Below are 26,722 nucleotides of genomic sequence, written 5' to 3'. Positions count from 1 at the left end.
TTTAAAAGTAGCTCTTGCGCACTTTCTCTTTGAAAGCTTCAATCTGGCTTTCCATGCCGAGCACATTCTCCACCGGAAGCACAAAAGCAATACCCGTTCCCGGCTTATGAAACTCCCCGGCGGTCTTTATTGCATCCATTACCGGTTTGACCAGATGCTCCTCCAACAAAAAAAGAACTATATCAGTCTGGTCTTCAAGTGTAAGCCCGAAAAAAGTCTTAGCCTCACGCATTCCGGTTCCTCTTGCGGGGATAATTGTCGCGCCGGTGGCGCCCACCGCCTTGGCCGCATCTACAATTGCATCGGTTTTATCAGGTTTGACCGGTGCAAGAATAATCTTGAACTTCATTTCTTCCTCCCTGATTTTACAGGTCTGGCTAGTTTCGTATCGTCTTTACGAAAACAGTGGTACCTATCAATCAAAATTTTAAAAAGGCCCCTTCCAGCAGTTTACGAACCCGGTTTCCGCTTACGGGAAGCAAGAAAATGCGTAAACTGGGCATAAGCCATAACCGTAATAATAGGAAACAGACTCGCAAAAGCAATGAGACCGAATCCGTCAAGGGCAGGATTACGTCCCGGGACGGCTTCCGAAAGCCCCAGTCCGAGAGCGGCCACAAGGGGCACGGTCACAGTTGAAGTCGTAACTCCTCCGGAATCATAAGCCAGAGGTATTATCTTCTTTGGTGCCATGAAAGTCTGAATTATCACTATAATATATCCGACCATAATATATATGTACAGAGGAGTACCGGTTACAATACGGAAAGCTCCCAGTGAAATACCTATAGCCACCCCAACCGCAACAGTAATGCGAAGTCCCCACTGGCTTATCACCCCACCGGAAACCTCCTTGGCTTTGATTGCCACGGCTAGCAGTGAGGGTTCGGCAATTGTGGTTGAAAAACCGATCATGGCAGCGAAAAGATAAACCCAGCCGTAAGAAGTCCAGTCACTGAGGGCGGCGACCCCGCCTTCGCCCGCCAGAAGCGAAGGCGCGGAGAGTTGGGTCGCCATGATCCTGCCTACTGGAAACAGCGCTTTTTCCAGGCCGATCAGAAACATCGCCAGTCCCAGCACAACATATACACCTCCCACAATCAGACTGCGCAGATTGGGGATGGACTGCCGCAACACAAATAGCTGAAAGCACGTGATAAGAATCAATATAGGAAGGATATCCCTTATCGTAGCAAGTAATACCTGTCCGAATTCAATCAGGAATGTCATTACCGCGCTTTCCTCTCTTTAAAATTTTGTCAGGCCGCGGGGGGCATCTCCCGCAGCCTGAATATTAGAAAACGATCAACCCGTACCCCATAACAAAGATCATAGGTAGGAGGGAGGCAAAGGCGATCAGTCCGAAACCGTCCAGAAGCGGACTGCGCCCTTTGATGATAGAAGCCAGACCCACTCCCAAGGCCGCTACAAGAGGAACGGTGACGGTGGAGGTGGTAACACCACCGGCATCGTAGGCAATTCCTACAATTTCCTTGGGAGCAACCAGGGTCATCAGCATGACAACCACATAGCCCCCTATGATCAGATAATGTACGGGCCAACCGCGCAGTATCCTAAGAACTCCAATTAGAATGGCCACTCCCACTGAAAAAGCCACAGACATCCGCAGCCCCAGAGCATAACTGTTCAAGGCATCCTCCCCCGGGGGGATCAGATTGCCCCGGGCTGCAATATCGGCAGCCTCCGCCGAAACGGCGATCAACGCGGGTTCCGCAACCGTGGTCGAAAAACCGAGTAGAAAAGCAAAACTCAACAGCCAGAACAGACTACCCTTTCTCGCCAGAGCACGGGCCATTTCCTCTCCTATCGGGAAAAGACCCATTTCAAGCCCCTGAATAAAAAGCATCAAACCGAGAACAACAAGAAGGCCGCCGAAAGCCACCTCACCGATGTTCGGCAGAGGCTGCCTGAGAACAACAATCTGAAAGAAAGCAATCACCAGAATAATAGGCAGAAGATCCTTGAAAGAACTCCATAGTTTTTTCAACACTGCCAAGGTTATTCTGCGCGCAGAAAATGCCGGTTTACTGTTGCTCATAATATCTCTGGGAGTCCCTTTAAACCGCTTTATCAGTTAATATTCCGTTATGTTGGGCCGCATCCACAATTCTGTTCATAAGAATTTCAGTATTCGCGGGCTTAAGCATGAAATCAAAGGCCCCCTCGTTCATGGCAGCAAGAGCACTGCCCATATCGGCATTCCCCGTCAGCAGAATAACTTCAATCTCAGGATGACGAGCCTTGATCATTTTAAGGACATCTAAGCCATTCATTCCCGGCATCTTCATATCAAGAACAACTACCTGATATGCCTCGTTGTCGAGCCTGCCCAGAGCCTCTTCACCACATTGAGCTGTGGTAATCTCCACAGATCTCCTTGATAATCTTTTAGCCAAAACCGAGGAGAATACCTCCTCGTCGTCAACTAGAAGCACTCGAATGTTTTTCATGGCTCCCTCCATAACTGCACGTAATCTTACAATGAACATGCCAACCTTGAAAAAGAGTTCTAAAAGCCTACCGCCACTAAAACCGTCCTCAACACTCAAAAGACTGTAATAAATGAACAATATTCTCGAAAAGAACAATCTTCACAATCAAACATACCAGACTTATAACAAAAAAAATACCACTGCCTCTTAAAACAAATCAATTGTCTGCATTCTCGAATCAACTAAACCGGGTACTTTTACCCCGCCAAACACAAGCCAGTGCCTGTTGAATTGTGAAAACTGTAACAGAGACGGGCAATGGACCCCGAAACACGGATTTGGTTCATTTTGTACCAGTGGCACAATAAGAACCGTTTCCTCAAAGTATCTCCCTCAATCATGCACTTGCCATGACGAACCTTCCTCCTTGCTACATTATATATACACCCTAGAGATCTAAGACAACAAAGTATTTTATTACAGTACGTTAAATAGACAAAACCATAGACCGGACAAAGCTTCCCGGTTGTGATTTATGGCACAGTGATTGCTCAAGGGGTATTGGAGACAATCGTAATAACCAGTCGAAAACTCGAGCCAGAAGGCAGTGAGAAAAGATATGCAGACTGAAAAGAAAACATCCTACGACAGACTCTCACGCAAGATTGCGTTGATCGTCATCACGGTATCCAGTGCCCCACTGATTCTTGTGGGTGGGCTGATTTTCGATCAGTTCAGATCGATATACCGCGCAAAGGTATATGCCCACCTTGCCGAAGTCGTGGATAAGCACAAGGACAACGTAAACAACTTCCTGCACGAAAAGCAGGCCGAAATACAGTTCCTGACCCGTGCGTTCACATACGACCAGCTCAGTGAACCCCGTTTTCTTGAAGAAACACTCAAGTCAATGCAGCAGCAGTACGGACGTATCTTCGTGGATCTTGGAATAATAGATAAAAACGGCAGACAGGTTGCCTACGCGGGACCTTTCAACCTGCTCGGGGCAGATTACTCTGATGCCGACTGGTATCTGACCAGCCGAAACAAAGTTTCCGGAATAAGTGATGTATTCATGGGGCTCCGGCAGTCTCCGCATTTCATCATAGCCATTAACAGCAGTGACGGAGAGCGTGAATGGACGCTTCGCGCTACCATCGACTTTCTGGCTTTTACCCATCTGGTGGAGAACATACGCATTGGAGAAACCGGATATGCCTACATTCTGAATACAAAGGGAACCTTCCAGACCAGACCGCCGGCCAACCGGGACAGCAACCTCGTGCTGACTCCATATAAGACCATATCAAGCCCCAACCTCAATGAGAGCGTTACTATTCAGCTTTCAAGAGGAAGCGACAAAGAGAAATACATAACCGTAACCTCTCTGCTCAAAGACGGCGACTGGAAACTGGTCTACCAGCAAAACGTGAACGATGCCTTCTCGGCCATGATTCGTAGTGAGTTCTTCACCCTTGTAATATTTATGACCGGAGGTCTCAGCATCATCGTAATGGCCGTATATCTTTCAAGAAAACTAATAAATAGATTTAGAGCCATTGATGAAGAAAGTGAGATGATGAACCGCCAGATGGTTGAAACCGGCAAACTGGCTTCAATTGGTGAACTGGCCGCAGGAATTGCCCACGAGATCAATAACCCGGTGGCGATCATGATCGAGGAAGCAGGCTGGGTCAGCGACCTGCTCGAAGATGAAGGTCGTAATATGTCCTGCTACCCGGAAATTTCCCGGGCACTTGAACAGGTACGGACGCAGGGGGGGCGGTGCAAGGATATCACTCACAAGCTGCTGAGCTTCGCCCGCCAGACCGACTCCAGAATCGCCGAAGTCTCTATTCCGGCACTGATCGAGGAAGTTGTAGAAATATCAATGCAGCAGGCACGCTACGCCAGAGTCGAACTTTCACTTGATCTGGACCGCAACATGCCGCTGGTAAAAGCTTCGGTTTCGGAACTCCAACAGGTCTTTCTGAATCTGGTTAACAACGCAATTCAGGCGATGGAAAGCTCTGGCGGAAAGCTCATGATCAACTGTTACGCTCAGGATGACATGGCTCATATCTCGATTGCAGACACGGGGCCCGGAATACCAGAGGCCTATCTCAGCAGGATTTTCGACCCCTTCTTTACCACCAAACCGGTCGGCAAAGGTAGCGGTCTGGGCTTGTCCATCTGTTACGGACTGGTTCACCAGATGGGCGGGGACATAGAGGTTGAAAGTGGAGTGGGCCTTGGAGCCCGGTTCAATATCAGACTGCCCCTGCCCGAAACCGGCAGCGGTCAGGACTAAACCTAGGAGGATTAACCATGATTGATGCAACCATTCTATTCGTAGACGATGAACAGGCTTTCGTTGAAGCAATGTCTAAAAGACTGGAACGCAGAAACATGACTGTCCACAAGGCTTTTGACGGAGATACCGCTTTGCGCCTGCTGGGCGAAAATCCGGCAATCGAAGTAGTAATTCTTGATGTTAAAATGCCACTGAAAAACGGGTTGGTAGTGCTGCGCGAGATCAAGAGAGATTATCCCAAAGTTGAAGTAATCATGCTCACAGGGCACGCCACTGTGGAATCTGCAATTGAAGGCATGCAGAACGGGGCTTTCGACTACCTGATGAAACCCTGCTCCATTGATGACCTCATCGAAAAAATCAGTGCTGCTGTAAAACTCTTTCATGAGCATGAAGAGGAAGAGGTCAAGGCCAGGATAGACGATATAACTCATCGCATTGCTTAATTCCGGCAATGCAGGCCCGGCGGGTGTAAGATGATAAACGGCAAAAAACAAATAAGACTGCTCATTGTGGACGATGAAGTCGGCTTTGCGGAAATACTGCGCAAACGCATGGGCAGGCGGGGCATTCTCGTAGAGACCGCCTATCGCGGTGAAGATGCGGTAAGAATGCTCCGCGAAAAAGAATTTGACGCAGCCGTTCTAGATCTGAAGCTCGAAGGCATGGATGGGATAGAAATTTTGAAAATTTTCAGGCTGCTAGACCCGGAACTGCCTGTTCTGATGCTCACCGGGCACGGCTGCGAGAAGGCAGCAGCGGAAAGCATCAGACTGGGAGTGGCGGAGTATCTGTCCAAGCCGGTGGATTTCGACCTGCTGCTTGAAAAGGTCAGGCAGGTATGCGCCCGGAAGGAGGTTCCCGATGAAAGGGATAAAGATTCTTCTGGTTGATGATGAAATGGATTTCTCCCGTGTTCTTGCCCGCAGGCTCGACAAACGGGGGATGAGTGTCAGCACGGCTTCGTGCGCGAGTGAAGCCATGGAGACACTCAGGCTTGATGAGATGGATGTTGTTCTGCTGGATGTCAAAATGCCCGGCAGGGACGGAGTCCGGCTCCTCGGAGAAATAAAAAGGCTGTATCCGCAGATTGCGGTCCTGATGCTCACAGCCCACATAAATCCGGATCTGGTAATTTCATGCCTCTCAATGGGAGCGGCAGGTTACCTGACAAAACCGGCAGATGTGGACGAGTTGACGGAAAAGATAGCGGATGCGGCAGCAAGCAGGAAGACAGACCCGGACGGCAAAAAGTGAACTACCGGACGGGGCGAAGGCACAACAACCAAATTTAATATGTGAGGACAACCATGGGTTTTTTCAATCAATGGGGTAAATTTATGATGGCCGGGGCCGGATACATGGCCCGCTGGGAAATAGACAATGCCAAGACGATCATGGGCAGCAGAAAGCTGCGCATGCTTCTTGGGCTGATGCTCATTCCCGTTATTCTGGGCGGTATTGCTTTCGCCGATGACCTTGCACCTGTTCTCCCAGAACTGCTCGGCGGCAAGAAATCATACAGCCCCGCTTTTTACAGCTTCGGAATCTTTCTGGTTTCCATCGCCATCGGCATGGGGGCCGGACTGATAACAGGCTGTATCGGAGCGGGCGGAGGGTTCATTATCGCTCCCGCTCTGATGAGTGCAGGAATCAAAGGAATTCTTGCGGTAGGAACAGACCTGTTTCACATTTTCGCCAAGGCGATCATGGGAAGTGTCATTCACCGCAAGATGGGTAACGTATCGGTTCCGCTGGCAGTGGTATTCCTCATAGGAGCCATTGTGGGCGCTACTGCAGGTGGTGTAATCAACCGCGTGCTTTACGAAATCAATCCAGTCCTTTCGGATGCTTTTATTACCACCGTGTACTCACTTATGCTCGGTTTTCTCGGCTCTTACGCCATGTATGATTACCTGAAAGCACGCAAGTCCGGCTTCAGCGGCGATGCACACGGCGGCGGGGAAGGCGCGGACCTCGGGTCTATATGCAAGTCCCTGCAATCCATAAACTTCCCGCCTATGGTGAAGTTTGACCAGGACCTCACTCCCGGCGGACGTCAGATCTCATGGATATTCCTGGTCCTTTCCGGTGCTCTTGTCGGTCTGGCTGCAGGTATCATGGGTGTGGGCGGCGGTTTTCTGACCTTCCCCATCTTTGTATACGTACTTGGTGTATCGTCCATGACCACTGTAGGTACTGACATATTCCAGATCGTTTTTACCGCGGGATTTGCTTCCATCAGCCAGTATGCCATTTACGGCTTTATCTTCTACACTCTGGCCATGGGCATGCTGCTCGGTTCACTTCTGGGAATCCAGATCGGCGCACTTGTTACCAAGGTCGTTCCCGGGGTAACCATCCGCGGCTTCTACGCCATGGCAGTTCTGGCAGGTTTCGTTAACCGTATATTTGCACTGCCCGGAAAACTCGGAGAAATGGGATATATCCCCATTTCAACGGCAACGGGAGATATATTGAACACCATAGGAATCTGGGCCTTCTTTGTGGTTATCGGCGGATTCTCGGTATGGGTAATCGGGACATTCCTCAAAAATATCAAGAATCTCAAGGTAGAAGGAGCACACTAAAATGATCGTCAACAAAAAAGAATTCACCGGTGGTCTGACCCTGCTCGCCCTATTCTTCGCGGTGCTGGTCGTAATGTTCCAGCCTATCTTTGACGGCAAGAATGCCATGGCCTACCTCGATGCGATGTACAACTCCATCTCCAAGGGTTCGGTAAACTATATTGAACCACTGCGGGAAGAAGTCAAAGGAATCAGCAACAAAGATGTAACCCTTAACCTGAAATTCAGCACAAAGGTTCAGGCCGAACAGTCCGAAAAGCTGTTCCAGCAGGCGGGCGTAAAAACAAGCCTTAACGGCAGCAATCTTGAAGTCAGCGGACCTATTGCCTCCATGCTGAACACCAGTCTGGAAGACGCGGAACTTATGTACCATAACAGAGCCGAAGAGATTCAGTCCAAATATGGAATTGAAGCCCGCAGAACCACATTCAACTGGTGGACCAGTCTCGGCCTTATGGAAAAATCCCTGAACTCTCAGGAAGAATTCAAGATCGCCAAGGTAACATCAACCGTTTTGAAAAAAGCCGTAGAGACAGCTTACAATTACTACGAAATTGAGCCGCTCAACATTATGGACGAGCTCTGGTTGGTCATCTTCTCACTTGTCTTCTACGTGGTATACACATTGTGGTACGGATTCGCCATCCTCTTTGTTTTCGAAGGATGGGGACTGAATATCGGTCATTAAGAACCGAAACGTACCTCCCTTAGAACGGCGGACGATCCGGTTCCCTCCAGTACCGGATCGTCCGTACACTCTTTACTACCATCTATATTCGCCTTATTATTTAAGAATGAGGACGGAAATATGAATCTTCAGGAATATTACGATACTATAATGCAACTCAGCCACGGGATAGTGGTTACCCTTGATCTGGACGGCGGAATTATTCACGGTAATTCCCGGCTGGAATCACTGACCGGATATTCCATGAAGGAACTGGCCGGGAAGGACTGGTTTGACACTTTCATAGCTGAAGACCAGCGTGATTCCGCCAGAAAAGAGATTCTGGATAAGGCCGGAGAACGAAGCGTTTCCCGGATTTCAGGCAATATACGCTCTCGGGATGGAGGAAAAGTCTATATCGACTGGAACCTCAAAGCACTTAGCGATTCTGACGGAAGTATAATCAGTATTCTCTGTGTAGGGCAGGACGTAACCGCCCACATGCTCAGACAAAAAGGACTGCTTCAGGAAAGATTCAACCTGATTGAACGCAACAAAGAACTGAACTGCTTGTTCGAAATCAGTAAACTCGGCGGCGATTCCAGCCTGAGCCTGAAGGAGACACTCGATAAAATAGTTAAACTACTTCCCTCAGGATTTCAGAATCCGGAAATAACCCACGTACGACTCAGAGTGGGGAGCCTGAGCTTTGAAACAGAGAATTTCACCAAAACAGAGAATATTCTTGTGGAACCCGTAGAATCGGGCAGTGATATTCGCGGTTCCATCACGGTGGCAGTAGAAAATAATGGGAAAAAAGGCAGCGGTGAGTCGACTTTCATTGATGACGAAAAGGACCTGCTGACAACTACAGCCCAGCAGATATCCATAATTATCGCGAAAAAAGAAATCAGAACAGCCAAACAGGAACTTGAGCAACAGTTGCGACAGGCAGACAGACTCGCCAAAATAGGTCAGTTTTCCGCTGGAGTAGCCCATGAAATCAACGAACCTCTGGCCAATATACTGGGTTATGCACAGCTCGCCCAGCAGACACCAGATCTGCCGGAACAGGTTCGCTCGGACCTTGAGAGCATTGTTGACTCTTCACTGCATGCGCGTGAGATAATAAAAAAAATAATGTTTTTCAGCCGACAGCTTCCGCCGCAGTTCATTCCCACAAATCTGAATGAAACAATAAGCGAAGCTCTGCGCATAACTGAAACAGCTGCCAAGCGCAGCAACATCAAGATCACCTGTGATTTTGATGAAAACCTCCCGGTGGTTTCTGCTGACCCGCAGCATATCAAGCAGGTTATCGTCAACCTTGCGGCTAATGCCATTCAGGCCATGGGCGAAGGTGGAGAGCTGAGCATAAAGACCCTCAATAACGAAAATGATGCATACATTGTGGTTAAAGACAACGGCCCCGGAATCCCTGAAGATGAACTGAAACAAATTTTCAATCCTTTTTTCACCACCAAGGACGTGGACAAAGGTACCGGGCTTGGCCTGTCGGTTGTCCTTGGAATAGTTAAAGCTCACAAAGGTTTTATACAGGTTCATAGTGAACCGGGTCAGGGGACCTGCTTTGAAGTGGCTTTCCCCTGCCAGCAGAAAAACCTGCCAACTGAATAATCTCACGGACGGAAAATGCGCGGTAAAATAAAGATTCTCGCAGTAGATGACAGCAAAAGCACTCTTGAAGTGCTTAAAAGAAATCTTGAAAGCAACGGATACGATGTACTTACCAGTCTGCGTGTTGAAGAGGCCCTGCCCCTGCTTGATGAGTTTGACTTTGATATAGTCATTACAGATTTCCGAATGCCTCAGGCCACCGGACTGGACCTCATCAGACACGTGCGTGAAAACCATCGCGACGTAGAAATAATGATGATCACCGGCTATCCCTCAATATCCGGAGCTGTTGAGGCAATCAAGGACGGGGCAGGTGAATACCTGCCCAAACCTTTCACCACGGAAGAGCTGCTTACCGCTATGGACCGCATTGTGGAAAGGGTAAACCGCAGGCGGGCAGTAAACACGGTTGATAATCCGGACAGGACATACGGTATCGCAGGAAAATCTCCGGGTATGCAGTTGGTTTTCCGGCGCATAGGCAAGGCGGCATCCACGAATGCCAACGTTCTCATTTCCGGAGACTCCGGGACAGGAAAAGAACTGGTAGCAAGGGCTGTTCATTACCACAGTGATCGCAGGGCGGCTCCTTTTGTTCCTGTGAACTGTGCCGCCATTCCAGATTCGCTGGTTGAAAGTGAGCTTTTCGGCCACGTCAAGGGAGCATTCACCGGAGCCAAGGAAGGCCGGGCCGGTTTTTTCGAAATTGCCAACGGAGGTACAGTCTTCTTAGATGAGATAGGCGATGCCAGCCCCAGCATGCAGGCCAAACTCTTGCGAGTGCTGCAATCCAAGGAATTCTGCAAGGTCGGGTCAAGTGTGGTACACACGGTTGATACCAGAATCCTTGCCGCAACTCACAAAAACCTGAAGAAACTGGTTGAGGACGGCTCTTTTCGCGAGGATTTATTCTACCGGTTGAATGTGGTCGACATTCCGGTCCCATCCCTTGCCGAGCGTGGGGATGATATTCTGATTCTGGTCAGCAACTTTCTGGTTAAATTTTCCAAGGCAATGCAGCGTCCAACCCCCGGCATGACAGACGAGGCTCTGCAGGCCCTGCGCAATTACGCATGGCCCGGAAATGTCCGGGAACTGGAAAATCTCATTCAGCGGCTGGTGGTAATAGTCGACCATGATCCGATTCAAGTGAATGATCTTCCACCCAGCATGCGCTTCAGCCTGCCGGTGGACAGCCGTGTAGACCGCTCTCTGGCAGATGTGGAACGGGAACATATCCGCAATGTTCTGACTATGACCAATAACAATAAAACCCGGGCAGCAGAAATTCTTGGCATAAACCGTAAGACCCTGCGTGAGAAACTGAAAAGGATGGAGATTCAATAAACCTGCCGGAACAATTTTATGAATTGAAAATAAACTGGGATAGGAGAACAGAAACATACTCCAAGTCTGCCTTTCCAGATGCTGCAGGCTGTCTTCCAAGGTCGATTTAATCCTCAGGAACTGGTCATCAAACCCTTAATTTTACATAAAATTGAACTTTTTTCAGTTTTTCTTAAAATAACTGTTGACTTGATCGTCACATTTCCATAGAACTCCTCCTCGTGACGTCGGGATGTAGCGCAGCCTGGGAGCGCACTTGAATGGGGTTCAAGGGGTCGGAGGTTCAAATCCTCTCATCCCGACCACGTCAAAAAGAATACCCCGCGGGTCGTAAGAAAATTACGGCCCGCTTCTTTTGACCACACAGTCACCCAAGGCTTTCGACGAAGCTCCTGCATCAGCAGTTGAGCGTGTCTTAAAAGACATTACCGCTAAAGAAGGCCACTATATAACCGGATGCTTCCGTGGCTCAGTCGGTAGAGCGCGTCCTTGGTAAGGACGAGGTCAGCAGTTCAATCCTGCTCGGAAGCTCCAGCGAAATCATGCCCTTACAGATTTTTTCTGTAAGGGCTTTTTTACGTTCAATAAAATAAATTGCCCCGGAACTGACAGAAAAGCTCTTCTGGAACGACCAGAACATCACCAGCCGCCTGAATCAGGAACAGATTGATTTCTTCGATGATTTTGACAAAAAAAGAGCAAAAAAATGTCAATCAAAGAATTCAAAGAAGGTGACATGAACTAATTAAGACTTCATTTTAGTTTTTTAAAAAAAGTCCCCTTCAACTAATGACCGAGGACCTTTTACAAGTTTTAATCTTCTCCAATATCCTCAGCCCATAATTCTGGCTTCTCATCCTGCAACCTCTCCATCAGCGAAATGCATTCAGAATGGTCAAGAATATCAACCTGCACGCCTTTTGATCTCAGAAATTCCTCGTTACCGCCAAAGGTTCTGTTCTCCCCTATTACCACACGCGGCACTCCGAACTGCACGATTGTTCCTGAACACATCATGCATGGAGACAGAGTCGTGTACAGAACCGTATCCTTATAGGACTTCTGGCGCCCGGCATTGCGCAGGCAGTCCATTTCTCCATGAGCTATGGGATCACCTTTCTGCACCCTTTGGTTATGTCCACGCCCGATGATTTCACTATCCCGGACCAGAACCGCCCCGATAGGCAGACCTCCCTCATCATAACTCTTTTTGGCAAGTTTATAAGCCTCGTCCATGAACTCACTGTCTTTCTCAACCATATTAATCTCCTATATATTTTTGCAGTATGGTGTTTTTTGATAAAATCTGCCAGAAAAAGAGATCAGCTCAGCAAATTGCTTCACCCTCAAGGAGTTAATCATTGCCAAAAGAAAGTGCATTTCTGAAAGAACGCTATGCCACCTACTATGACCGCTACCAGCGCTTTCAAGCTGTGGCAGATCTTATTCACGGGTTGAATCTGGGAACTGGGCTCCGAATTCTGGATGTTGGGAGCTTTGATGAAGAATTCTCCCGCTTTCTGCCCAAACACAAAATCCGCCCTTGGGATGAAAAGATTCTGTCAACAGAACCGCCCCTGCCGTTTCGAAACGGCTTTTTTGATATTGTAACAGCCCTGGATGTCTTGGAGCATGTGCCCCCGGAAGAAAGGACTTACTTTATAGGAGAGTTGGCACGAGTGACACGCACAGCACTGATCCTGTCTTTTCCGGTCAAAGAGGCAGAAGAGACTGAACAGTTTGTCCTCAACATGACCGGAAACATGTGGCTGGAGGAACATCGCGAACACGGACTGCCCGCCCCTAGGGCCATAGAAGAAATACTCATCTCGCTCGAAATGAGCTTTGAACGGTACCCCAACGCCTGTCTGCCATCATGGATGGCCATGCAACTGTCCATGCACAGACTGCGTGAGGACCTGAAAGACAAGGTCAGTGACTATTTCAACCGTAATTTTTTCAAAGTGGAAAACAGAGAACCAGCATACAGGGCAATATATGTATGTAAACCCAACGCCCGCACCTAACCCCGTTATGGATTATCAGTTCCTTATTTTCTGCTGATCAGCATAAATATCACGGCAGCCCCAGCTGTCACGGCTGATGCCGAACTCAGGAATCCATCGTATCCGGCTAGATCGACGATTATCCCCCCCACCAGAGGACCCAGAAATGATCCGAGATGAACTGTAAACATCATCATATTTACATTGAAACCGCGGAAGCGCGGTTCACTGACTGTAAACATCAAAGAATTGAGGGCTGGAGCGCTTAACCCCATTCCTGTCCCGAATACAACAGCAATGGGAAGTATCATCTGGCCGCTATCAAGCCCTCTAAGCAGGAGAAACCCGCCCGCTGTTATCATGAAGGCTGTAAAGATAAGCTTGCGCTTTGAAATGCGGTCAAAAACGATTCCGCCGAAAAGACGTATGGCAATCATTACTCCCATCTGAACGGTAAAAAAGTATCCTGCCTTTTCTATCCCCCGGGAATAAGCAAAATCCTGAAAAAGAAAGAACAGTCCGGTGAAAATCATGAAATAAATGCCATTGGCAGCCAGCACAGCAATAATTTTCAACCGCGCAAGGTTCGCATAGGACTCACGGGTTGTAATCAGCCCCGTCCCGCTTTTTTTCTTCGTATCAGCCGTCACTGTGCGCTTTCTCAAAAAAAGAGTCAGAAAAAACGCAAGAGGAATAAGGGCCGCTGTTCCTGCGTAGATCCATGTCACCTCTGGCACATATGGACTGAGTCTCTCTGAAATATCAGGAAGCAGTGAATAAGGCAGCAACAGAGCAGTCGAGTAGAGGCTGAACGCCGAACCCGAATTTTCAGGGCTGATCATTGAAACGAGCAACGCCACACAGGGCGCAAGTGTCAGAAACATTCCCACGCCCTGCCCGATCCTAAGCAGTGATAAAGCCAGAAAACCATCCAGAAACAGATATCCGCATCCTCCCGCAATAACCAAGAGCATTCCGGAAAACATAAACCTGTAAGCATTTGCCACTGTAATCCGGCTGCTGACCGTGGCGTACATGAACATTCCGGCCAGCGAATACGCACTTATTATAAATCCTGATAAACTATTCGAATACCCAAGCTCCTGCAGGTAAACATGAAGGCTGTAATAAACCGAAATATTGCAGACACCCAGAAAGACAATACTGCAAAGGACAATAAACTCTAAAACAGGCAAGCCCTGTGATTTTATGGTCATAGTGAATTTGATTAGAAGTTCAGGTAATATGGTTCTGATAATCGGCTTATGCATTTGAGCCAATCAATATTTTGCTGGACCCGGAAAAATCCCGGATGTAGAAACAATAATTCAAGGAAGCTAAAATCAATCATGGACTAGAATAATGACCATCACATCAACTATTACTCTGATTTTTACAGTTCTTATTTTTTCTTCTGTCCCCGGCCCCGGAGTCATGTCTATCATGGCACAGTCTGTTTCACGCGGCTTCAAGGCTTCATGCCTCTGGTGTGTAGGGCTAGTTCTGGGTGACCTTATCTACCTTCTGCTGGCCATTTTCGGAATGGGCTTCGTTGCCCAGAAGATGGGGACCGGATTCATGGTTCTAAAATGGGTAGGCGCTGCCTACCTGATTTACCTTGGAATTAAATGCTGGATGGCCCCGCCACCGGCAACGGAAAATACAGAACTGCCAAGCGAAAAGGGTATTCTTAAAACCTTCTTTGCCGGAATGTGCCTTTCTCTGGGAAACCCTAAGCTGATTGCATTTTACTGTGGTTTTCTTCCCGGATTCATGGATCTGCAGGCCTTGAATGCAACAGACGTAATCATAGTAGTCTGTTCGGTGATTCCAACGGTGCTTACGGTTCTGCTGGGCTACGCGTGGATCGGCAACAAAGGGCGTAAAGCTATTCGCAACCCGAGAATTTGGAGAATTGCCAACCGTGGAGCCGGATCTGTGCTTATTGGGTCAGGCGTGGCGGTTGTAGCTGAATAAAAAATAGACTATACTCTAAAATCTAAAGGGGAGTCACTATGGCTCCCTTTTTTATCAATATTACTTAATATTGCCCTGTTTAATCATGAATTCCAAAGCCAATTCCACATGCGCGTCAACCGTATCGATAAGCGGGACTTCCACATCTCCGTCACGGACAAGCAGCCCAATTTCTGTACAGCCCAGAACAACTGCTTCAGCACCCTGCCCAACCAGCTTATCGATAAGCTCAATATAACCGGCTCTGGTCTGCTCTAAAATTTTACCACAGCAAAGCTCGTCGAAAATTGTGCGGTGTACAAAAGCCCTTCCCTCATTTTCAGGCACAAACACATCTAGACCATGCTTTTCTTTAAGTGGACCAGACAGGAAATCCTGCTCCATGGTAAAAGCCGTTCCCAACAGCCCGAGTTTAGAAGCACCTGCTTTTTCGGCCCCGCCAGCAATTGCGTCCGCCATATGAAGCAGTGGAATATTGATAGCGTCCTGCACCTCCGGAGCAACCTTATGCATAGTATTTGTAGCAATAACAAGAGCATCGGCTCCACCGCTCTCGACACTTCTGGCTGCGCTTATCAAATCGGCAGTAATTGAAGTCCAATCATTCTTATTCATGTTGTCAGCAAAAGGGGCAAAATCCACGCTGTGCATAATCACAGGGCAGGAATGAAGACCACCCAGCCATTTGCGAATTCCTTCGTTCAGCTTTCTGTAATAAACAGCGGTCGATTCCCAGCTCATCCCTCCAAGCATTCCCAATTTTATCATCATTACTCTCCATTAAGGTTTAATATGATTGTGTACCAATAAAGTCATGTCCCTCCGGTGAAATCAATGATCCGCTCATAGCAATTATCACAAAAATCTGTACTGATGAACACGCAAACCAATTATATATTTACAGTACAGATTTTATACTTTTCCAATATACATAATTCAATAAAACGCACCCAATTCGGACTCCGTTTTTGAAGAAGTCTGAATTCACAATCATCTTCGAAATCTAGCTGAAAAATCAGACCAGAAAAGAATGATTTTTAACAAACCTGAAAACTGAGAATAAATAGATCTGATCAAAAGCTATATCTGGATATTTAGCTCATTATTTCAGTAAAGTATAAGGAATAAAAATTCAGCTGCATGTTGCTTAAAATTCATACAAAAAAGCTCTGAAAAGCCAGTGATTATCAAAGCTCACTTTTTACCAAACACCCCTTGACGTAACCTTGATTAATAACATACCTATCGAGCAGGTATAAAAACCCATCCAGTGAGGAGGTATTAATACCCCCTCGCTAAATGGGGAATGAGGCGCGTCGGATCGGTGTGCCCCGTTTTTCTATTTGGCGCGATTTTCCATGGAGGATTAAGTCGCGGAGATTAACAGGGATGACACTGAACGGGGCAACAAAGGTCCTAAGCATAAGGCTTAGAGTCCAATTGCATTGAGAGGGGATCGATATCATGGCAAACGGAAAGAAACTATTGCGATTGTCCGGTATCCTGATTGTCCTGGCAGGGGTGCTCGGCTTCCACATGGAAGCTCTGAGCATGGTCGGAACCCCCCAGGAAAACGGCAACAAGCGTCCGGATCTGATTATGATCGACACTATTGCCGCGCAGGAAAAACTGGAACTGCCTGCTGTTGTGTTTCTCCACGATACACACACCAAGGCGATGGCTGAGCAGGGCAAAGACTGTACTGCCTGCCACCAGAAAAACGAAGGTGCCATCTCCTACAAGTTCGACAGACTTGAAGACGGCACTCCCGAAGAGCTGAAACAAATTTACCACAACGGTTGTATCAGTTGCCACGCCGCTGACGCAAAGGCCGGTAAAAAGACCGGGCCCCAGGTCGGTGAATGTCGCAGCTGTCACGTTGCTGACCCCGAACTTACCGCAGACAGAGCTCCCGCAGGTATGGAAAACATTCTCCATTACCGCCATTGGGATTCAAAGCTCATTGCGAAAGATGAAGGTCAGGACACAAACTGTGGAAGCTGCCACCACGTATACAACAAGCTCGACAAAAAGCTTGTGTACGCTAAAGGCAAGGAAGAAAACTGCGTCGTCTGTCATACTGACAAGCCTGAAGGCGATGTTAAACTGAAGACTTCCGAAGCATTCCACGGCCAGTGTGTTTCCTGTCACCTTGAGATGAAAGCCGCCAAGGCGGACAAGACCGGTCCTGTCGACTGTGCCGGTTGTCACGGCCAGAACCAGGCCGCAGATCTCAAGGAAGACAACGCTGCTGTTCTGAAAAAGCTGGGTGGAACCCTGCCCCGCCTGCCCAGAAACCAGCCAGACGCTGTTCTGCTTACCGCTCCCGTTCAGGAAAATGTTGCAGTTAAAGCCACTATGGCTTCAGTAGCTTTCAACCACAAGGCCCACGAAAACTACACTGACTCCTGCAGCTCCTGCCACCACGAAACCATGAACAAATCATGCTCCTCTTGTCACACCGTTCGTGGTTCCAAGGAAGGCGGTTTCGTTACTCTCGACAAAGCTATGCACAAGGCTGACAGCACCAGATCCTGTGTGGGTTGTCACGCCGTGAAGCAGAAAGACCCCAAATGTGCAGGCTGTCACGAACTCATGCCCAAGAATGTAATCCAGTCCGAAGAGACATGCGCTGCATGTCACAACGGTCCCGTTTCCACTTCCAGCGAACCCGTCACCATGGATGCCTCCGCCAAGGCAGACATTGCGTCCAAGCTGATCCTGGAACGTCCGACCTCACCGGTACTGATTGCGGAAAAGGACATTCCCGAGATCGTGACCATCAACGTCCTCGAAAATGAATATAAGGCCAGCAAACTGCCCCACCGCAAGATCATTATGAGCTTGGTTGAAGGCATGAAAGATGACCAGATGGCCAACACCTTCCACAGCACACCTCTTACTGTGTGCGGAAGCTGCCACCACAACAGCCCCGCAAGCGCGACTCCTCCGAGCTGTGCTAGCTGCCACGGTGGTAAAGTTCAGGATGGACGTCCGGCCCTCAAGGCTGCTTACCACGTTCAGTGCATGACCTGTCATGACGCCATGAACATTAAAAAGCCTGCTTCAACTGACTGCACCGCATGTCACGCGAAGAAATAGTAACGGATAGCCTGAAGGAGAACAGATAAATGTTACGCAGAACATTCCTCGGAATGCTGGGCGCAACCTGCGTGGGAGCAGCACTCCCCGCAGGTGCCGAGGCCGCAGGCAAGGAGTTCAAGGGGTATCCCGGTAGTAAGGGTGTACTCTTTGACGCTACCCGCTGCATCGGCTGCCGCAAATGTGAAGCGGCATGTAATGAGGTCAACAAACTGCCCGAGCCCGAGAAGAAATTCGACGACCTTTCCGTGCTGGACGAAAAACGCAGAACCGATGCCAAAACCTATACTGTGGTCAACAAGTACAACGGACCCAAGAACCCAGTGTTCCGCAAGTCCCAGTGCAACCACTGTCTTGAACCGGCCTGTGCGTCCGCATGCTTTGTAAAAGCATTCAAGAAACTGCCCAACGGCGCAGTTGTTTATGATGAGTCGGTTTGTGTCGGCTGTCGCTACTGCATGGTAGCCTGCCCCTTCGAAATTCCGACTTATGAATATGACGAACCCCTTACCCCCCGGGTTATGAAGTGTACCATGTGTGCTCCCCGCCTGGCCGAAGGCAAACTGCCCGGCTGCGTTGAGGACTGCCCCAAGGAAGCACTCGTTTTCGGCGAAAGGGATGAACTGATCAAGATAGCTCGCGAGCGCATCCGCCGTAACCCGGACCGTTACGTTGACCACCTCTACGGTGAGCACGAAATGGGCGGAACAAGCTGGATGTACCTCTCCGGTGTGCCTTTCAACGAGATCGGCATGCGCGAGGATCTCGGAACCAAGTCCGCTCCTGAACTCACAGCCGGGGCACTCGCTGCAGTTCCCATGGTTGCAGGACTCTGGCCCGTACTTCTCGGCGGCATCTACGCTGTAAGCAAACGCAACAGCAAGGTTGCCGATGAAGAGCGCAAGGAAGCTGTTAATAACGCACTCGCTAGAGCGAGCGCAGAGGCTGAAAAGACTCTCGCCGATGCACTTGACAAGGCAGAAGTTGCCAACAAGCGCAAAATCGAGGTTGAAGTCAAGAAAGCCGTAGAAGAAGCCCTTAAGCCCAAAGAGGAAGAAGAGGGTGAAAACAGCGAGAAGGAGGAATCATAAATGTCCACTCCCGCGAACAACGGCCCTAAATCGGCCTTTAATACCTTCAATCTGGTAGCAGGTGCTATCATCCTCGTGGGCCTGGTCATCACTGTGATCAGATTCACTAAGGGTATCGGCTCCGTTACCAACCTTGATGATAACAACCCCTGGGGCATCTGGATCGGTTTCGACCTGCTCTGCGGTGTTGCTCTCGCTGCCGGTGGTTACACCACTTCCGCAGCATGTTATATCTTCGGGCTCAAGCGTTTTCATTCCGCTGTACGCCCGGCAATCCTGACCGCGTTCCTCGGATACGCGCTTGTTGTCTTCGCACTGGGCTACGACCTCGGTCGCCCCTGGCGTCTGCCTTTTCCGATCTTCGTATCACAGGGAACAACCTCCCTGCTGTTCGAAGTTGGTCTGTGCGTTATGCTCTACCTGACTGTTCTGTTTATTGAATTCACTCCCGCCATGTTCGAATGGCTGGGCTGGAAAAAGATCAGAAGTGTAGTTGTTAAACTGACTCTGGTTCTGACTATTTTCGGCGTAGTGCTTTCTACCCTGCACCAGTCTTCCCTCGGAGCGCTTTACACCATCGCGCCCTCGAAACTGCATCCGCTATGGTACTCACCGTACATGCCGCTTTACTTCTTTGTTTCAAGTATCGCAGCCGGTATGTCCATGGTTATCTTCGAAGGCACCATGTCCCACAAGAAACTGCACCGCATGATGGATGAGGAATATCTCAAGCACCATGACGGAGTTGTGCTGGGATTCGGTAAAGCAGCTTCACTGGTTCTTTTCGGATACTTCTTCATCAAGACCATGGGAGTAGCGTACGACAACAACTGGCACTACCTGGCCTCAGGTTACGGCCTGCTGTTCCTGACCGAGATGCTCGGCTTCGTAGCACTGCCCTGTTTCCTCTATGCTGTAGGTGTCCGTGACAAAAACCTTGGCCTGATCAAAAAAGCATCCATCATAACCGTGCTTGGTATCGTTTTTAACAGGTTCAACGTTTCCATGATCGCGTACAACTATCACCTGCCTTCTTCTGAAAGGTACTTCCCCAGCATGATGGAAATCGGAATCTCCGTGTTCATCGTAACCCTCGGTGTAGTGATTTTCCGTTTCATCACCACCAGGATGCCCATCTTCCACGAGCATCCCGAATACAAAGGCGACCACTAGGCCGTCTTAAGGAGACAGAAAAATGGAAGCACATAACCTTCAGGAATACTACACATTCACCAAAGGTATCATGTACCTTCTGATGGGTGGAGCACTGGTCGGCGTCACTCTGTTCTGGCAGTTCCTCATGGGTGGAAAGGCCTACCGTGACGAAAACAAAAAGAACTACGGCGACCACCACTAAGCCGAACTTGAGGAGAAACTATAATGTATGAACTTCTGACAGGGCCTTTGCTTTGGCTGGTTTTCGCAATCAGCTTCGGCGGCCTGCTGGTTCGCATCGTGCTCTACTTCAAGGGCCTCAGCCAGCAGCTCGACCGCGTGGCATACAAGCCCCATCTGGCCTATGGACTTAAAGGTGCGTTCAATTCAATAATTAGCTGGCTCAACCCCGTGGGTGCACGCGGGTGGAGAAAGAAACCCGGCTTTACTTTTATATTCTTTGCATTCCACATCGGACTGCTTTTAACCCCCATTTTCCTTGCAGCTCACAATATCATGCTGCAGAAAAACCTGGGATTCAGTCTGCCTCAGCTGCCTGCGTTCTTAGCTGATCTGCTGTCTTGGACCGTGATTGTGGCCTGTGTTGCCATCATCCTTCGCCGCATCGCGCTCCCTGAGGTTAGAATCCTGACCACAGCATACGACTACCTGATCCTGCTGATCACTGTAGCTCCCTTCATCACCGGGCTCATCGCTCGTTATCAGATGGGTGACTACCAGTTCTGGCTGCTGGCCCACATCATTACCGGCGAAATCTGGTTGCTGTGCCTGCCTTTCACCAAACTCAGTCACTGCGTGCTCTTCTTCTGTTCCCGCGCTCAGCTCGGAATGGACTACGGCATCAAGCGTGGTGGCATGAAAGGCTCCACCTTCTCCTGGTAACAGGAATAAAGACAGCAAAATAGGAGAAGCAAAATGCCTCAAGGTAAGCTTTGTAACAGACAGCCGATCAAAACCGATGAGCAGCTCAAACTGACTCTCTCGGACAAGAGCGGCAAGCAATATTACGCTGAAATGGAAGAGCTGGACGTAGATACCAATCTGCTCTGGTCAACCATCCAGAAGACCATGAAGTCCAGGATTAAGACCTGGCTGGAAATCTGTGCTCACTGCGGTCTCTGTGCCGACAGCTGCTTCCTTTATCAAGTAAACGACTGCGTACCTGAACAGGTACCCTCATATAAAATCCAGTCCACTCTCGGCCATATCGTCAAGAAAAAAGGACAGGTGGATAACGAGTTCATGCGCCACTGCATGAAGGTAGCCTGGTCCCAGTGCACCTGCTGCAACCGCTGCGGCATGTACTGCCCTCACGGCATCGACATGGGTGTTATGTTCTCCTACCTGCGCGGCCTTCTCTACTCTCAGGGCTTTGTTCCCTGGGAACTGAAAATCGGCTCCGGTATGCACCGCGTATACCGTGCACAGATGGACGTTACCACCGAGGACTGGGTCGAAACCTGCGAATGGATGGCCGAAGAGACCGAGGAAGAATGGCCCGGCCTGACCATCCCCGTAGACAAGCAAGATGCAGATATCATGTACACCTGTAACGCCCGTGAGCCCAAACACTACCCGGAAGACCTCGCAGAAGCTGCTGTACTCTTCCATGTAGCAGGAGAGAACTGGACCGTGCCTTCCGAAGGTTGGGAACAGACCTCCCTCTCCATGTTTGCCGGAGACTGGGAATGTTGCAAAGACAATGTCAAACACGTTTACGATGCCATCGAGCGACTCAACCCCGCTCGTGTAACCGGCACCGAATGCGGTCACGCGCACCGTGCAACCGTTATCGAAGGCCCCTACTGGGCCGGTCGTGAAGACGGTCTGCCGCCCAAGCCCTACATTCACTATGTTGAATGGCTGGCCGAGGCATTGCGTGAAGGCAAGCTCAAAATTGATCCCGCCAAGCGCATCAAAGAGCCTGTCACTCTTCAGGATTCCTGCAACTACGTACGTAACCAGGGCCTCAAGGACGTTACCCGCGAAATTATCAGCTACATTGTTGAGCCCGGATACTTCGTGGAAATGGCACCCAACAAAGAGCACAACTACTGCTGTGGCGGCGGTGGCGGATTCAACGGAATCGGCATGTACCGCGAACAGCGTAACGTTGCCCTGCGCAAGAAAATGGATCAGATCCTCGACACCGGCTGTAAGCTGGTAATCGCCCCCTGCCATAACTGCTGGGATGCGATCCGTGACCTTGAGGAAGAATATGAGATCGGCATCCGCTGGTCCTTCCTTAAACCTCTGATCATCGGTATGCTTGACGTTCCTGAAGGCATGCGTGTCGAATGGTAGTAGCATCGGCCCTAAGGGGCCGATGATTATCTGATATTGTCCGCAACGAATGAGGTGTCACATGTTTAAGAAAATCCTTTTGGCGACTACCGGCTCTCCGGCGAGTTTCGGAGCCGCCCGAGTAGCCTTCGACATGGCGAAACGCTACGGTTCTGAAGTAACGATCTTCCATGTTGTGGGTGTGCCCACCAAGGCTTTCTCCCATGTTGTAAACGACGTTCGCACCGGTGAAGAAGTTGAGATCGATGAAGATTATCTCTCCTGGGTCGAAGAAGAGCTCAAGACCACCTTTGCCAAGCAGTTTGAAGGTGCTGACAACGCCAAGATCGTTCTCACTACCGGCGTGCCCGCCCGTGAAGTACTGCGCGAAGCCCGTAAGGAAGATTCCGATCTGATCGTCATGGCTGCAAGCTCCGGCGAAAACGCATCCTTCCACAAGGGCTACCCCGGAAGCACCCTGCAGAAGGTGGCAAAAGCCGCCCGCTGCCCGGTTCTTTCCGTACACCGTGAATCTGCCTCCTACTGGGGCGGGTTCTCCAACATCCTTTTTGGTACCGACTTCTCCAAACAGGCTGAGAGCGCATTCAGATTCGCTCTGTCCACAGCCCGTGAACTCGACTGCGACCTGACTATCTTCCATGCCCTGGATATCAGCGGCAAGGTTCTGGACCAGAATGAAATCGAGGAAAACCTCATTGCTGCCCGCAAACGGATCAGGGATACCTACGTTCCGCTTATGGGTGATTTCAAGAATTACGATATCGAAGTGTGGGAAGGAACTCCCTATGTCGAGATCGTCAAGCTCGCGCGTGAAAAGAGTGTGGACCTTGTCTGCCTTGCTCACCACACCAACGAACTTGATCCGGAAAGAGCTCGTATCGGCTCCACTGTTGAACAGGTCATCCTCAGGGCCAACTGTCCTGTGGTAAGCGTCAGCAAGCCAGATAAAGTCTAGTTCCAGAGATAGAGTTCAATAACTGAATCAATGCAATCCGAACAGAACCGGCTGCCGGGCGCTATAACCGGCTGCCGGACAAATTAAACAGGGTAGAGATTCACAGGAGGAGTTATTATGTCCAAGAAGATTTTAATCGTTGACGATGATCAGGATATCCGTTCCTACCTCAGCGAACTTTTCGCAGACAACGGTTATGAAACCGTAATGGCTGAAGACGGCTCCGTAGCTGTCGAAGTAGCTGAAAAGGAAAGACCGGATCTCATCACTCTTGATCTGGAAATGCCCGGAGAGTGGGGTCCCCGCTTTTACCGCAAGCTAAGCCAGAATGATGAGCTGAAGAGAACCCCGGTTATCGTTATCAGCGGTCTCAACGCAAACAAATACGCAATTCCAAAGGCTGTAGCCACATTGACCAAGCCCTTCGATGCAGAAGAGCTCCTCAAGATAGTCAAAGACACTATCGGCTAAACGGAATCCATATCGGGGCCGGTCAGCGGGACATCGCTGGCCGGCCGTTTTTTTAACTTGAATAAACATTGAAGTAAGGTGTAGGCTTCTCTCCACAGGGAAACATAAACCCCTAAAATCATTAACAGGTGACATTAATGCCCAAGAAAATAATGGTTGTGGATGACGATCCGTACATCGTGGATTACCTCGTAAGTGTGTTCGAGGACCACGGTTACCTTACCTGCCGCGCATCGGATGGTGTCTCTGCCTACGATGTAGCCATGGCTGAAAAGCCGGACCTGATTACACTTGATTTGGAAATGCCCCACGAATGGGGCCCGCGGTTTTACCGCAGACTTACTCTTGAAGAAGAATTTTCCGCTATCCCGGTAATCGTCATCAGCGGTCTGCCGGGCATACACATGGCGATCAAAAGGGCTGTGGCGACAATAAAAAAACCTTTTGATCCCACTGAAGTTATCGAAATAGTAAGAAAGGCTCTGGGCGAGACCGACGACTAAAGGCAAACAGTCGCGGTGGGGCCTTTCTTTCTTATATCCGGCAATGCTGCCGGATATATTGTCATGTTCCCGGGGGTGCAGGATGAATGACAGAAAGTTGCTGTTGGTTGATGATGAAGAGGGATTAAGAAGATTTCTAGGGCTTACCTTGGTTGATTTTGGCTATGATGTTAAAACGGCTGAAAACGGAGAAGAAGCTCTCAAAATTTTGACCGATTTCCATCCGGATGTAATTGTTACTGATATAAAAATGCCTAGAATGGATGGTATCGACCTGCTAAAAGCGGTCAAGGCTGACTACCCGCACATTGAAGTTATAATGCTCACCGGTCACGGTGACATGGATCTGGCTATAGAATCCCTCAAATTTGAAGCTGCTGATTTCATTACCAAACCGGTCAATGACGAAGTTCTTGAAATATCCCTCGACCGGGTCATGGAAAAAATAAATCTCAAGCGTCAGGTCCGTGAATATACAGAAAATCTGGAACTGTTGGTTGAAGAAAAGACTCAACGCATCGTAGAACTTGAACGGCAGAATGCAGCCTGTCAGGTTGTGGAAGGCCTCAGTGAAGCCCTTTCCAATGCAGCAGATGAGGTTGAAACCGGAAGCGGTCTTTTCAACGAACTGCCATGCCTCGTCTCAATCCACAACCGCTACCTCGAAATTGTCGCCGCCAACAAACTGCTAAAAGAACGCCTTGGCGATGTGGTCGGCAAAAACAGCTTTGATATATACTCCGACAGAAACTCAGCCGGAAATGCATGTCCTGTACAGCTTACTTTTCAGACCGGAAAGGGACAGCGCAGCAAGGAAACATTCATAAGCCATGACGGTGAAGAAATTCCTGTCACGGTTTACACCGCTCCTATTCCCGATAAGACAGGGGAAATCGAACTGGTCCTCGATATTTCGGTGGATATGACCGAACTGCAGCGACTGCGCGACGAACTTCTTGAAACTCAATACAAATTTCAGCGTCTTTTCGATGAAGCTCCGTGTTATATATCTGTTCAGAATCCCGACTATACAATTGCGGAAGTAAACCGCCGTTTCAAAGAAGACTTTGATGAACCAGTAGGACTGTCTTGTTATTCAACATACAAACACAGGGAAGAACCGTGTGAAGAGTGCCCGGTTCAGCGCACTTTCAGAGACGGACAGACCCACCAGATGGAAACAGTGGTTACAACCCGTGAAGGGGAGCAGAAAAATATGCTCGTATGGTCCGCCCCCCTGAGGAACGCCTACGGTGAAATCAGACAGGTCATGGAAATGTCCACGGACATAACCGAAATCCGCAGACTTCAGGACCATCTCACATCACTTGGTTTTATGCTAGGGTCCATGTCGCATGGAGTAAAAGGAATGCTAACCGCTCTGGATGGCGGTATTTACCGCCTCGAGTCAGGGTTGCGCAAGAACGATCCCGAAAGGGTAAACGCGGCGGCGGCAACCTTGAAAGATGTTGTAGGCAGAGTAAAAAAGATGGTTCTGGACATTCTCTACTATGCCAAGTCACGGGAGATTGAAGTTGAAGACATCAGCGCTTCACGGTTTCTCCGCGATACGGCGGCATTAATTGTACCCAAAGCCGCCGCTGCAAATGTTGAATATCAGATGAATATTCCTGAGAATCTGGGTACAATCCAGATTGACTCAAGTTCCATGTCCGCTGCTCTGGTCAACTTTCTCGAGAATGCAGTTGATGCCTGTGATCCCTCAATTCCTGGTAAAACATATACCATAGAAGTTACAGCAGAAGATCTCGGCTCCGATATAGAACTGAAAATCAGTGACAACGGAGCGGGCATGGATCAGGAGACTCGTGAAAAAATATTTACTCTCTTTTTCTCATCCAAGGGTAAAAAAGGGACCGGAATCGGATTGTTCATCTCCAATCAGACCATAGAGCAACATGGCGGTAAAATTAACGTAGATTCAGAAGTTGGAAAGGGAACAACCTTCACGATTAATATTCCCCGGGTAGTTGAATCGGTAAGTCAGCCTGATGCTCCCTGCAAATGTCATTAACCGACCTTTTCAGTGGAAAATTTTGCGCCTTTCAAAATATCGCATATACTGCTACAAAAAAGCATTAAGACTTATTAACCTGATAATTCAAC

Annotated in this window: 27 protein-coding genes and 2 tRNA genes; 22 read left to right on the top strand and 7 right to left on the bottom strand. The window is 49.1% G+C overall.

Annotated elements, in window-relative coordinates:
* Position 1: 1 nt before the first annotated feature.
* From ACZ5PW_RS05880 to ACZ5PW_RS05865, 4 genes are all read right to left on the bottom strand, one after another.
* Positions 2–349: a P-II family nitrogen regulator gene (locus tag ACZ5PW_RS05880; protein ID WP_464558861.1), complete on the bottom strand. Its 348-nt coding sequence runs from the start codon at positions 347–349 to the stop codon at positions 2–4.
* A gap of 101 nt (positions 350–450) precedes the next feature.
* Complete coding sequence (locus tag ACZ5PW_RS05875) at positions 451–1,230, bottom strand: DUF1538 domain-containing protein (protein WP_464558859.1); 780 nt, start codon at positions 1,228–1,230, stop codon at positions 451–453.
* Positions 1,231–1,294: 64 nt separating this feature from the next.
* Positions 1,295–2,059 (bottom strand): DUF1538 family protein, encoded by a 765-nt coding sequence (locus tag ACZ5PW_RS05870; RefSeq protein WP_464558857.1) that lies wholly within the window; start codon positions 2,057–2,059, stop codon positions 1,295–1,297.
* 19 nt (positions 2,060–2,078) lie between these two features.
* Positions 2,079–2,471: a response regulator gene (locus tag ACZ5PW_RS05865; protein ID WP_464558855.1), complete on the bottom strand. Its 393-nt coding sequence runs from the start codon at positions 2,469–2,471 to the stop codon at positions 2,079–2,081.
* 601 nt (positions 2,472–3,072) lie between these two features.
* Between ACZ5PW_RS05865 and ACZ5PW_RS05860 the strand changes: the two genes are divergently transcribed.
* The 10 genes from ACZ5PW_RS05860 (at position 3,073) to ACZ5PW_RS05815 (ending at position 11,544) form a co-directional block, all read left to right on the top strand.
* Positions 3,073–4,764 carry a sensor histidine kinase gene (locus tag ACZ5PW_RS05860; protein WP_464558853.1) on the top strand — a complete coding sequence of 564 codons (1,692 nt, stop codon included), beginning with the start codon at positions 3,073–3,075 and terminating at the stop codon, positions 4,762–4,764.
* A gap of 17 nt (positions 4,765–4,781) precedes the next feature.
* Positions 4,782–5,213 carry a response regulator gene (locus ACZ5PW_RS05855; protein ID WP_464558851.1) on the top strand — a complete coding sequence of 144 codons (432 nt, stop codon included), beginning with the start codon at positions 4,782–4,784 and terminating at the stop codon, positions 5,211–5,213.
* Positions 5,214–5,243: 30 nt separating this feature from the next.
* Positions 5,244–5,660, top strand: coding sequence for a response regulator (locus ACZ5PW_RS05850; protein ID WP_464558849.1), 417 nt, complete (start codon positions 5,244–5,246; stop codon positions 5,658–5,660).
* Positions 5,632–6,024 carry a response regulator gene (locus ACZ5PW_RS05845; protein WP_464558847.1) on the top strand — a complete coding sequence of 131 codons (393 nt, stop codon included), beginning with the start codon at positions 5,632–5,634 and terminating at the stop codon, positions 6,022–6,024. The genes ACZ5PW_RS05850 and ACZ5PW_RS05845 overlap by 29 nt, the downstream gene beginning before the upstream one ends.
* A 53-nt stretch (positions 6,025–6,077) precedes the next feature.
* Positions 6,078–7,358 (top strand): sulfite exporter TauE/SafE family protein, encoded by a 1,281-nt coding sequence (locus ACZ5PW_RS05840; protein WP_464558845.1) that lies wholly within the window; start codon positions 6,078–6,080, stop codon positions 7,356–7,358.
* A gap of 1 nt (position 7,359) precedes the next feature.
* Positions 7,360–8,046 (top strand): hypothetical protein, encoded by a 687-nt coding sequence (locus ACZ5PW_RS05835; protein WP_464558843.1) that lies wholly within the window; start codon positions 7,360–7,362, stop codon positions 8,044–8,046.
* A gap of 120 nt (positions 8,047–8,166) precedes the next feature.
* Positions 8,167–9,663 (top strand): PAS domain-containing sensor histidine kinase, encoded by a 1,497-nt coding sequence (locus tag ACZ5PW_RS05830; RefSeq protein ID WP_464558841.1) that lies wholly within the window; start codon positions 8,167–8,169, stop codon positions 9,661–9,663.
* A gap of 15 nt (positions 9,664–9,678) precedes the next feature.
* Positions 9,679–11,010: a sigma-54-dependent transcriptional regulator gene (locus tag ACZ5PW_RS05825; protein WP_464558839.1), complete on the top strand. Its 1,332-nt coding sequence runs from the start codon at positions 9,679–9,681 to the stop codon at positions 11,008–11,010.
* Between the two features lie 228 nt (positions 11,011–11,238).
* Positions 11,239–11,315 (top strand) — tRNA-Pro (locus ACZ5PW_RS05820).
* A 153-nt stretch (positions 11,316–11,468) separates the two neighbouring features.
* A tRNA-Thr gene (locus ACZ5PW_RS05815) sits at positions 11,469–11,544 on the top strand.
* 279 nt (positions 11,545–11,823) lie between these two features.
* On the opposite strand, the gene ACZ5PW_RS05810 is transcribed toward ACZ5PW_RS05815, so the two are convergent.
* Entirely contained in the window at positions 11,824–12,270 is a 447-nt protein-coding gene (locus ACZ5PW_RS05810) for a nucleoside deaminase (protein WP_464558837.1), read from the bottom strand.
* A gap of 101 nt (positions 12,271–12,371) precedes the next feature.
* Here ACZ5PW_RS05810 and ACZ5PW_RS05805 point away from each other — a divergent pair, with 101 nt between their 5' ends.
* Positions 12,372–13,037: a class I SAM-dependent methyltransferase gene (locus tag ACZ5PW_RS05805; RefSeq protein WP_464558835.1), complete on the top strand. Its 666-nt coding sequence runs from the start codon at positions 12,372–12,374 to the stop codon at positions 13,035–13,037.
* 23 nt (positions 13,038–13,060) lie between these two features.
* Here ACZ5PW_RS05805 and ACZ5PW_RS05800 read toward each other — a convergent pair whose 3' ends face one another.
* Positions 13,061–14,287: an MFS transporter gene (locus ACZ5PW_RS05800; RefSeq protein WP_464558833.1), complete on the bottom strand. Its 1,227-nt coding sequence runs from the start codon at positions 14,285–14,287 to the stop codon at positions 13,061–13,063.
* A 91-nt stretch (positions 14,288–14,378) separates the two neighbouring features.
* Here ACZ5PW_RS05800 and ACZ5PW_RS05795 point away from each other — a divergent pair, with 91 nt between their 5' ends.
* Positions 14,379–14,993, top strand: a complete 615-nt coding sequence (locus tag ACZ5PW_RS05795; RefSeq protein WP_464558831.1) for a LysE family translocator — start codon at positions 14,379–14,381, stop codon at positions 14,991–14,993.
* A 60-nt stretch (positions 14,994–15,053) separates the two neighbouring features.
* Here the strand turns inward: ACZ5PW_RS05795 and ACZ5PW_RS05790 are convergent, their stop codons facing one another.
* Positions 15,054–15,764: an aspartate/glutamate racemase family protein gene (locus tag ACZ5PW_RS05790; RefSeq protein WP_464558829.1), complete on the bottom strand. Its 711-nt coding sequence runs from the start codon at positions 15,762–15,764 to the stop codon at positions 15,054–15,056.
* 693 nt (positions 15,765–16,457) lie between these two features.
* Between ACZ5PW_RS05790 and hmcA the strand changes: the two genes are divergently transcribed.
* The 10 genes from hmcA to ACZ5PW_RS05740 all read left to right on the top strand — a co-directional run bounded on the left by hmcA (position 16,458) and on the right by ACZ5PW_RS05740 (position 26,630).
* Entirely contained in the window at positions 16,458–18,095 is a 1,638-nt protein-coding gene (gene hmcA, locus ACZ5PW_RS05785) for a sulfate respiration complex hexadecaheme cytochrome HmcA (RefSeq protein WP_464558827.1), read from the top strand.
* 29 nt (positions 18,096–18,124) lie between these two features.
* Positions 18,125–19,186 (top strand): sulfate respiration complex iron-sulfur protein HmcB, encoded by a 1,062-nt coding sequence (gene hmcB, locus ACZ5PW_RS05780; protein ID WP_464558825.1) that lies wholly within the window; start codon positions 18,125–18,127, stop codon positions 19,184–19,186.
* On the top strand, positions 19,187–20,359 hold the full coding sequence (hmcC, locus tag ACZ5PW_RS05775; RefSeq protein ID WP_464558823.1) for a sulfate respiration complex protein HmcC: 1,173 nt from the start codon (positions 19,187–19,189) through the stop codon (positions 20,357–20,359).
* A gap of 22 nt (positions 20,360–20,381) precedes the next feature.
* Positions 20,382–20,543, top strand: coding sequence for a sulfate respiration complex protein HmcD (gene hmcD, locus ACZ5PW_RS05770; RefSeq protein WP_136673849.1), 162 nt, complete (start codon positions 20,382–20,384; stop codon positions 20,541–20,543).
* 23 nt (positions 20,544–20,566) lie between these two features.
* The gene (hmcE, locus tag ACZ5PW_RS05765) at positions 20,567–21,244 is read left to right on the top strand and encodes a sulfate respiration complex protein HmcE (RefSeq protein ID WP_464558821.1); all 678 of its coding nucleotides are present in this window, start codon (positions 20,567–20,569) and stop codon (positions 21,242–21,244) included.
* A 33-nt stretch (positions 21,245–21,277) separates the two neighbouring features.
* The gene (gene hmcF, locus ACZ5PW_RS05760; RefSeq protein WP_464558819.1) at positions 21,278–22,666 is read left to right on the top strand and encodes a sulfate respiration complex iron-sulfur protein HmcF; all 1,389 of its coding nucleotides are present in this window, start codon (positions 21,278–21,280) and stop codon (positions 22,664–22,666) included.
* Between the two features lie 61 nt (positions 22,667–22,727).
* On the top strand, positions 22,728–23,621 hold the full coding sequence (locus tag ACZ5PW_RS05755; RefSeq protein WP_464558817.1) for a universal stress protein: 894 nt from the start codon (positions 22,728–22,730) through the stop codon (positions 23,619–23,621).
* Between the two features lie 117 nt (positions 23,622–23,738).
* Positions 23,739–24,092, top strand: a complete 354-nt coding sequence (gene divK / locus ACZ5PW_RS05750) for a DVU0259 family response regulator domain-containing protein (RefSeq protein ID WP_464558815.1) — start codon at positions 23,739–23,741, stop codon at positions 24,090–24,092.
* Between the two features lie 137 nt (positions 24,093–24,229).
* The gene (gene divK, locus ACZ5PW_RS05745) at positions 24,230–24,595 is read left to right on the top strand and encodes a DVU0259 family response regulator domain-containing protein (RefSeq protein WP_464558813.1); all 366 of its coding nucleotides are present in this window, start codon (positions 24,230–24,232) and stop codon (positions 24,593–24,595) included.
* An 82-nt stretch (positions 24,596–24,677) separates the two neighbouring features.
* Positions 24,678–26,630 carry a response regulator gene (locus tag ACZ5PW_RS05740; protein WP_464558811.1) on the top strand — a complete coding sequence of 651 codons (1,953 nt, stop codon included), beginning with the start codon at positions 24,678–24,680 and terminating at the stop codon, positions 26,628–26,630.
* Positions 26,631–26,722 lie beyond the last annotated feature (92 nt).

Source organism: Maridesulfovibrio salinus (genome assembly GCF_055394525.1).
This window is presented reverse-complemented; position numbering and strand designations above follow the sequence as displayed.